This is a genomic window from Streptococcus cristatus, from assembly GCF_001588905.1.
GTDB lineage: Bacteria > Bacillota > Bacilli > Lactobacillales > Streptococcaceae > Streptococcus > Streptococcus cristatus_N.
Window position 1 is genome coordinate 1 of sequence record NZ_LAWH01000017.1, and the last position, 7,879, is coordinate 7,879.

Here is a 7,879-nt window from a genome sequence, read left to right on the forward strand (position 1 = left end):
AGTTAGTTTTTCCGTAATACGCTTGGAATCTCCATATACTATACTGGAGACTTCATGATACGGTACTTTATCTTAAAGTATTCCTCAGGAAGAGCTAGTTCTTTATTTTCAAGAAAAGTATCTATCGGAACTTCTAATCGCTTAGATAAATATTGTAACTTAGTAATTGTTGGCAAGGATTGCCCAAGCTCAGTACGCATCAGCTGTTTGATTATTAAGTCAGCTTCTATCCACAGACCTCTTCTCTCATCAATTTGTGACGTTCACGTTCCTGTCTTACTCTATGACCAATTTCAGTTTTAATATCTGTTGTCATTCTTACCTCTTAACCACAATCTATAAATTAACATACTTTTAATTCTTCGGCTAAAAATTAACAATAATTCTTTTTCAAATCCGTCATATTATTTTCTAAAACTTGGATGTCTTGGCTGACTTTGAGAATGACAATGCTGCCTTGAATACTGGAGATGACTTGACGGGCCTGCAACTGCGCCCGCTCTTCTGACCAGTCAGCATGCAGGTCTTGCAAGAGGCTGGCTAACTTCTCTGTCCATTGGGTCATAAAATCATTGAGAGGACAGCGGAAGTTCTCATCTTCTGTGGACAATTCCACAATCAGATTACCAATTGGGCAACCATAAAAGACCGTCTGACTTTCATGAAATTGACAAACCCAGTCAATCATATCCGAAAACTTGTCACTGTCAGACTTGTCTGCTTCGAAAATATCTTCAAAAAGCTCTTTTCGCCAATTTGCTAAAATATCTTGAATGACCGTCAAACCAATTTCCTTCTTAGATTTGAAATAATAATAAAGCTGCCCCTTGCCAACATCAGCTGCCTCCATGATGTCACTGATGGAGGTGGCCACATAACCCTTCTGATAAATCAATTCCTCAGCACTTTGTAAAATACGCTCTTTAACGCTCATCTGCTCACCTCTCTTTTTTCCTATTATAGCAGATTCAGAGTCTGAGAACAAACCATTGAAACCACCTCCTTTTGCCACTGTTTTATCATTAAAATTTTTGTTCTGAGCAAATTGATTTACAAATTCAATTCTAGATGTTATTATAATTGTACCGAACGGTCAGTATATAACTAAAACTACCATTTGGAAAATCATCCTATTTCGATAGGCAAAATTGTTACTAAAAACTAACAGTCTAAATTCCTATTGGCTGTTAATCAAATCATATTAGGAGGAACCTCATGTTCAATCAGAAAAATGTCGCATTTGTTATCACAGACCCACAAGTTGAATTCCTAAAACATACTGGTAAAGGATTCGGAGCAACTAAAGACGTTCTTGAAAAAGTTAATACTATTGAAAATCTGACAAAGCTTTTCGCTCTTGCTAAAGAGCGTGGCTACAAGCGTTTTATCTCACCGCATTACTTCTATCCACACGATCACAAGTGGCAATTTAAAGCTGCTGGTGAAACGATGATGATTGAAAACGAAATGTTTTGGCGTGATAGCCAGTATTCAGCAATTCCAGAAGGCTCTGGAGCAGATATAATTGAAGAGATTAAACCATTTTTGGATGAAGATACTATTGTTGTCAACGGGCATAAAATCTTTGGCCCAGAAAGCAACGACCTTAACCTTCAACTCCGCAAAAATGGTATCGACACCGTCATCTTGGCTGGTATGAATGCTAATCTCTGCGTGGATTCACACATGCGTGAACTCATAGAATTAGGCTACAATGTCATTGTTGTTAACGATGCTGTCGGTGCTCCAGGTGAAGAAGCCTACCAAGCTGCACTAACAAACTACGGCTACATTGCCAATCAAGTTTTGACAACTGAGGAAGTTATCGCTCAACTTTAGTATAAAACTTTGGCATAAAGAAAGGACTTCAAATAGATAAAAAAAGAGAGTAAAACTCTCTTTTTTTACTTTTGACTTGTATCCAAGAATGGTTATCGATTGCTCGATCTTTTTAGAGACATTAATATTAGAAAAAGAAAGGAAAAAACGCCATGTCTTTATTAAAGTGATATATGAGAAAATACAGTTCGAAAAATAAATGAAGTTGTAAAGTATGACAAATGTAATACAGGAAAAAGATGAGCATATTTTAGATCTCAAAGGTCAGATAGATGATGACAAGAAGCGGATTAATCAACTGCATACGATTATCTTAGCGACTCAAAAAGATAATCAATTGCTGATGGAGCAGAAGACTAAGAGATGGTGGAAGTTCTGGAAGTGAGGATTTGGTTTTGATAAATTTGGGTCTTCGGAATATATAGTGGAATTACTTTCTTAATAGTTTAAAAACAACAAAGTTACTAAAATTTGAAAAATGAGTCTATTTTGCAAGTTTCAAAAGTCCTAAAACCCTATTAAATCAAGGTTTTAAGACTCAAAAAATGTAGTTATGGAACGTTGGTTCGTGCGAAGGGCGAAGGCCATTTTTGCTGATAATTTCAGCTGCGCTAAAATTATTTTGTTAGCAAAAGATGGGCAAGCAAAAATTGCAGTGGGCAATTTTTTCGGTGCGGTGTTCGCGCCGATTTTTTTCGAGTCCACTTTGTGGGCCGAAAAACGCAGTGAATTTTTTGGACCATGATGGGCCAAAAAAGGGGTGCAACCCATGGCCCTCGGCAGAGCGTTTTAGTTTTGTACGTTGCGCAGCAATGTCAAAACTACAAAAACGTTACTCTTTGGTAAAGAGTAACAGAAACGCCCCGCTAAATCCCGACTTTGGATTATGATTTTACGCCTGTTTTTATTCGACAATAGCGACGCAGAATAGCGATAGCGCTGCGTCATAGCCCGCTTTTCGGGCTACCTTGCGCATTTTTTAAGTTGGTTAATGGTCTTATATACTAGTCCACGTTTGATCCTAAATATGGGCTTATATATGTTCCATAATTTTATTATTTCATGGTCTACTATATATCCCATTATTCTATATTTTTATGGGCTTATATATAGTCCATTTTATATTCAAATAATGGACAACTATATAGACCATAATTTGTATTTTTCATGGACTTATATAGAGAACCACGATATTGATAAATCATGGTTCTCTATATCTATCCATATTTTTATTAACTAGATTATTAGCCTAGTTATATTTATTGAGTGTTGCGTTTTTTTCTTCTGTCTTGTCTTTATTTTTAACAAAAAATGGCATACTAACTATGAGTAACTTATAAAAAAGGTAGGTTTAAATCATGAATAAAACAATGACGTTATCTTTTAAAACGAATCCACGTCAAACTAATATTAGACACAATAACCGCGAACTAACAGAAAAAGAGTTTAAAAGCGACGCTCACAAGCATATTCAACGCGAAAAATCGAAATATAATATCCAGATTGTGAAACGCGATATTAAAGACGTTTATCACGAACTGTTTGATGATGCACTGAGCGCTTATAACGCAAAGCAAAAACGCAAGGATCGCAAGATCGATGATTATTATAAACACGTCCAGAAGTCCAAAAACTTGGACCTGCAGAGGGAGTTTATTGTGACCGTCGGAAACAAAGCTGATTGGGAAAAATTGAGCTTTGAAGAAAAGCTGGAGGTCGGAGAGGCTCTAGAACGTTACGTACGCGATTTTAACGAACGACACGATAATATGACCATCTACAATGCTATCGTCCATTTGGACGAAGCTGGGGCCCCTCACGCCCATTTCAATGTTGTTCCAACAGCAACTGGCTATAAAAATGGGCTTGCAGTGCAACCGTCCTTTAGAAAGGCGCTGGAGCAGGAAGGGTTTGGGCTAAGTGGACGTGAACAGTTTAAAGCGTTTCGAAATGCAGAAATTCATCGTCTGCATGAGTTTGTCCATGAAATTGGAATCGATAGAAAAGCTGGGCAAACAAACGATATCAAGGATATGCGTGAATACAAGGATGCGATGGAATACATCGAAAACCGAAGAACAAATCAGATTGTTAAAATGCAACGTGAGGAACAAGCTCATGAAGAGAAGATGGAAGAGCTAAACGAGCGATTGAAACAACAAGAAGAGAGGATCCAAAAAAGAGATGAAGCTTTTAAAGCTAGCAAGAGGCAGCAAGCTAGATTGATCAAGCAGATTAACGATGAGATCGCTAGCAAAGCTGAAAAGCTTGATTTGGAGCGAATCGAAGATGAAACTGTCGATGCGATGCTAAAGATGCAGCTGATTGCAAATAAACCGATTGACGACAAACGGAACTATCGAATTGAAGAGAAAGGCTTTGGCAAGGAAAAACAACGCTATGTCATGGTCCCAGAAAAGGATTTTGATGATTTAGCCCGTAGGGCTGATAGAGGCCCATTGATTAAATTGCTGAACGAATTTAAAGAGCGTATTCTTGGTCTGGGAATCGTACAACGTCTGAGGGCCACTATTTCAAAATTAAAAGAAGAAATGGCTGATCTGATGAGGACAAATGATCGTCTGACGAAAGATTTGCAGTATGTGATTGAAGATCGAAACAAATATAGGTCTCAGTTGCAGGACCAAGAGTATTATCTGACAGATCAAGAACGTGATGAGATTGCTGAAAAGATCATTCAGAGAAAGGATCTTGAGTTAGAAGATGGGGATAGAGATAGGGCATTTGAGAGAGATGATCTAGATTTTAGTAGATAGCTTGATTATTAGCCTAGTAATAAAATCCCTTTTTCCGAAATAAAATCCATAAGGATTTTATTTATAAACTTGTATTCAATTAGTCTAGTAATGTAGCTATATCAATACTTTTAATCACCTTTAGGCAAATAAAACTAACTTTTAAAAAGATTATCTATTTGTTTATACGACATTAAAGAGTTAATCAACTCTATTGGCTTTATTAGTAAAACTTCAATTTTCATCTAAACTATAATGCCATAATGAGACTTAAAGTAATCCAGCTTTCCCTTGTAGGCAGTGAGCGTAGCGAACAGAGGCGATAGCCTCAAATAGAGCGTAGCGACTTAATTTTCATTATTATAAAATGGATATGGATATAAGCGCGAAGCGCTATGTAAATATATATTGTATATATATATTGTAAAGTAATATTGTAGGGTCTGGCTATCCCTTGAGGCTCTAAGGAAAGCTGACGAATAAAATCCCTTTCTCCGAGAATAAAGTGACTTTCTCCGAGAATAAAGTGACTTTCTCCGAGAATAAAGTGACTTTCTCCGAAATAAAATGCAAAAGGATTTTATTATTGAATTGAATGTGATTTTGTGATACAATATTTGATATAAAATGAAAAAGGATTTTATTGCTATGGAAGAAGAAAAAAATGAAATTAGAGAAGTGGCAAAGTATTCTAACGACTTTAATTCCGTTCCCCTGAAAGACTTCTCACTTGTTCAAAAGAAAATCTTGATGACTTTGATTTGGTTGATTAAGGAAACAGATGGAAGCGATATTACGATTGATTATGAACGTTTTATATACTTGACTCAAGCAAAGCCAAAATCTTTGGAAGATGGTATTAGGTTGATTCGTCAGACGTTTCGTAAGATTTTATCATTGTCGATCACAGAAATTGAAACTGAAACTTCCTATGAAGAATTTATGCTGTTTACGGCTAGAAAAGTCGATAAACAAAATGGAGAAATAACAGTAAGAGTTAACCCTGATTATTTTTCGTTGATAAAAAACTTTGCAAACGAATATACAAAATTTCCGCTGCAGATTGGAAACAGCTTCAGTAAACAATATACTATCGATATCTACAAATTTTTGCGTCAGTTTGCTGACACAGGATTTTGGGTAGTGACGGTAGAAAACTTCAAACGTTATTTAGCGATCCCAGATAGCTACGGAGCTACAAAAATTAGGGAAAAAATTATTAATCCAGCACTTGAGGAATTGAAGGAATTCTACCCGAATTTAAGATTAGAGGAAGTAAAAGCGAAACGTAAAAGAGGAGAACGTGGCAGACCGAAAGTAACATCGTATAGATTTCATTTTGATAAAGAAGCCCGTGACGCGTGGGAAGATAATAAGTACAGTTCAAAAGTAAAAGAAACAAACGTACCAAAGTGGTCCAAACCTGTTTATGTTAACGAGACGTCAGAAGAAACGAAAGTAGAATTAGAGAAGAAAAAAGCTGAAATGCTTGGTCGTTTAGACAAAAAATAAAAAGGACGGTTTATCTGTCTTTTTTATTGCTTCGTTTTTAACTAGGTCAATAGCCTAGTTAGATTATTAAATCGTAAAAAAATAGGGCTTCGATTTTTAGCTGCATTTTCTAATTGTTTTTATTATGTTTTAAGAGTTTAAAAGTTGGGGTGGTATATTTACCCTAGCAGACCCCTTTAGTTTGTTTTCTAAAGGATTTAACAAGGAAATGAGAGCTAAAAATCGATTTCAACAAAATATCTGTAAAGAAAACGTATAGAACGTGATATAATTGTTATACATAACGTTATGTATAACGTATATATTTGTTAAAAAGAGGTTAGAAAAAAATGAGTGTGCAAATTAGTATGCGTGTATCGAAAGAACAGAAAGAAAGACTTGTAGAACTATCTAAAAAACAGAACAAAAGTCTTACTCAGTACGTTTTAGATACATGCCTTATAGAAGATGTCGATACAAATATAGACGATGCTACACATTCTAGCGCACGTGTAGAAAAAATGCTACAAAGCCAAATAGAGCAACTGCGCGAGGATTTTGAACGCGAACGTACTCAACTAGTGGATCAAATCGATCAAAAAGACAAGCAAATTACTGAATTGATCGAAACAAGCAACAGCCAACTGCAACTAATCGGAGCTCTTACTATGAAGAATGAAACATTATTGCTAGAAACTAAAAAAAGCTGGTGGCAACGGTTGTTTTCAAAAAAATAACGTATTGAGGTGGCATTTTGAAAAACTTACAGAGAAATAAAAAAGGTGGGTATCCACCTTTTTTTACTGTTTTAATAACCTAGTTATGATGAAAACGGTCCAATTTATCTTCTAAGATTTCGATAGATAGCTTTAATTGTCTTATTTTATCGTCTAACACATCTATATCATCATCTGCTCGTAGCTGCATTGCCTCGTATACAATCTTTAACATTAAATCTTTCATGATTCCATCATAACACACATTTCAATACGCTTTTTGAAAAATTCTATTCTGCTCATTTTTTTAACTGTTCGGTAAATTTTTCGATGCTGAATAGTTATTTTTTTGCATAAATAGTTAAAAAACGATGTTGAGATAGCCATTCTGAGCTGTTTTTAGATTAAATCACGGACAATCTACCACTAAAAATCCCTACAGCCTCAACGGTTTTCGCTGTTTTTTAGCTCATTCAACAACTTTCCGAAAAAGACCAATTTTTCGGAAAGTTAGTAAATGTTTTTTATCAAATACTTTATCATCAAATTGTTCAGCTAGTATAGTTGCTGAGTGATAAAGTTCCTTTGCTTTATTTTTATCATTTTCAAAATAAAGATAGCACTTAGCTTCAAATACTGAAATTCCAGGTTTATAGACTTGCAACATTGTTACTGATAAAATTTCATTCATCTTTTTTACTAGAGATATCATATGCTTATAGTCATTACGAACAACATAAACACCCGCTATGGCACAAAGAACTGATAGTAGCTCTACATTATACATTTCATCACTAACTAATTGCTGTTTCAACAACTTAATCCGAAAATCATCTAATGCTCTCTTCTATAAATCAAGTCTTGACATTGCATAGCAAAATAATCAATTAATAGTAAATCATTGAATGTGTAAACTTGCTTTAGTGTTACTTGCTTAAAATAATCATCAAAAATATCTTCAGCGAAACTACCTGTCCCTGTTCTTATCAAGCCTAATATTCTTTCAATCAAGTCTAGACTCAGCAACTCTTCTTCAGGAAGGATGTCACCGTAACAATTATAAACTTCCTCAATTAA

9 protein-coding genes and 1 pseudogene are annotated in these 7,879 nt (G+C 35.3%); 6 read left to right on the plus strand and 4 right to left on the minus strand.

Features of this window, described 5'->3' with window-relative positions; translation table 11 throughout:
• Positions 1 to 373 precede the first annotated feature (373 nt).
• On the minus strand, positions 374 to 934 hold the full coding sequence (locus A0765_RS03380; RefSeq protein WP_000111607.1) for a TetR/AcrR family transcriptional regulator: 561 nt from the start codon (positions 932 to 934) through the stop codon (positions 374 to 376).
• Positions 935 to 1,215: 281 nt separating this feature from the next.
• Here A0765_RS03380 and A0765_RS03385 point away from each other — a divergent pair, with 281 nt between their 5' ends.
• The 6 genes from A0765_RS03385 to A0765_RS03405 all read left to right on the plus strand — a co-directional run bounded on the left by A0765_RS03385 (position 1,216) and on the right by A0765_RS03405 (position 6,823).
• Entirely contained in the window at positions 1,216 to 1,839 is a 624-nt protein-coding gene (locus A0765_RS03385) for a cysteine hydrolase family protein (RefSeq protein ID WP_062004627.1), read from the plus strand.
• Positions 1,840 to 2,053: 214 nt separating this feature from the next.
• Positions 2,054 to 2,224, plus strand: coding sequence for a hypothetical protein (locus tag A0765_RS10435; protein WP_179856140.1), 171 nt, complete (start codon positions 2,054 to 2,056; stop codon positions 2,222 to 2,224).
• A gap of 168 nt (positions 2,225 to 2,392) precedes the next feature.
• Positions 2,393 to 2,584, plus strand: a complete 192-nt coding sequence (locus tag A0765_RS03390) for a hypothetical protein (protein ID WP_062004630.1) — start codon at positions 2,393 to 2,395, stop codon at positions 2,582 to 2,584.
• 613 nt (positions 2,585 to 3,197) lie between these two features.
• Positions 3,198 to 4,616 carry a plasmid recombination protein gene (locus tag A0765_RS03395; RefSeq protein ID WP_062004632.1) on the plus strand — a complete coding sequence of 473 codons (1,419 nt, stop codon included), beginning with the start codon at positions 3,198 to 3,200 and terminating at the stop codon, positions 4,614 to 4,616.
• Between the two features lie 606 nt (positions 4,617 to 5,222).
• Entirely contained in the window at positions 5,223 to 6,107 is an 885-nt protein-coding gene (locus tag A0765_RS03400) for a replication initiation protein (protein ID WP_081108116.1), read from the plus strand.
• A 329-nt stretch (positions 6,108 to 6,436) separates the two neighbouring features.
• Positions 6,437 to 6,823, plus strand: a complete 387-nt coding sequence (locus A0765_RS03405; RefSeq protein ID WP_062004636.1) for a hypothetical protein — start codon at positions 6,437 to 6,439, stop codon at positions 6,821 to 6,823.
• 79 nt (positions 6,824 to 6,902) lie between these two features.
• Here the strand turns inward: A0765_RS03405 and A0765_RS10440 are convergent, their stop codons facing one another.
• From A0765_RS10440 to A0765_RS03415, 3 genes and pseudogenes are all read right to left on the minus strand, one after another.
• Positions 6,903 to 7,049 carry a hypothetical protein gene (locus A0765_RS10440; RefSeq protein ID WP_179856141.1) on the minus strand — a complete coding sequence of 49 codons (147 nt, stop codon included), beginning with the start codon at positions 7,047 to 7,049 and terminating at the stop codon, positions 6,903 to 6,905.
• Between the two features lie 222 nt (positions 7,050 to 7,271).
• A complete protein-coding gene (locus A0765_RS10445; protein WP_257000798.1) occupies positions 7,272 to 7,616 on the minus strand; it encodes a hypothetical protein in 345 nt (114 codons plus the stop codon).
• Positions 7,617 to 7,636: 20 nt separating this feature from the next.
• A pseudogene (locus tag A0765_RS03415) lies at positions 7,637 to 7,879 on the minus strand (helix-turn-helix domain-containing protein); the annotation flags it as partial.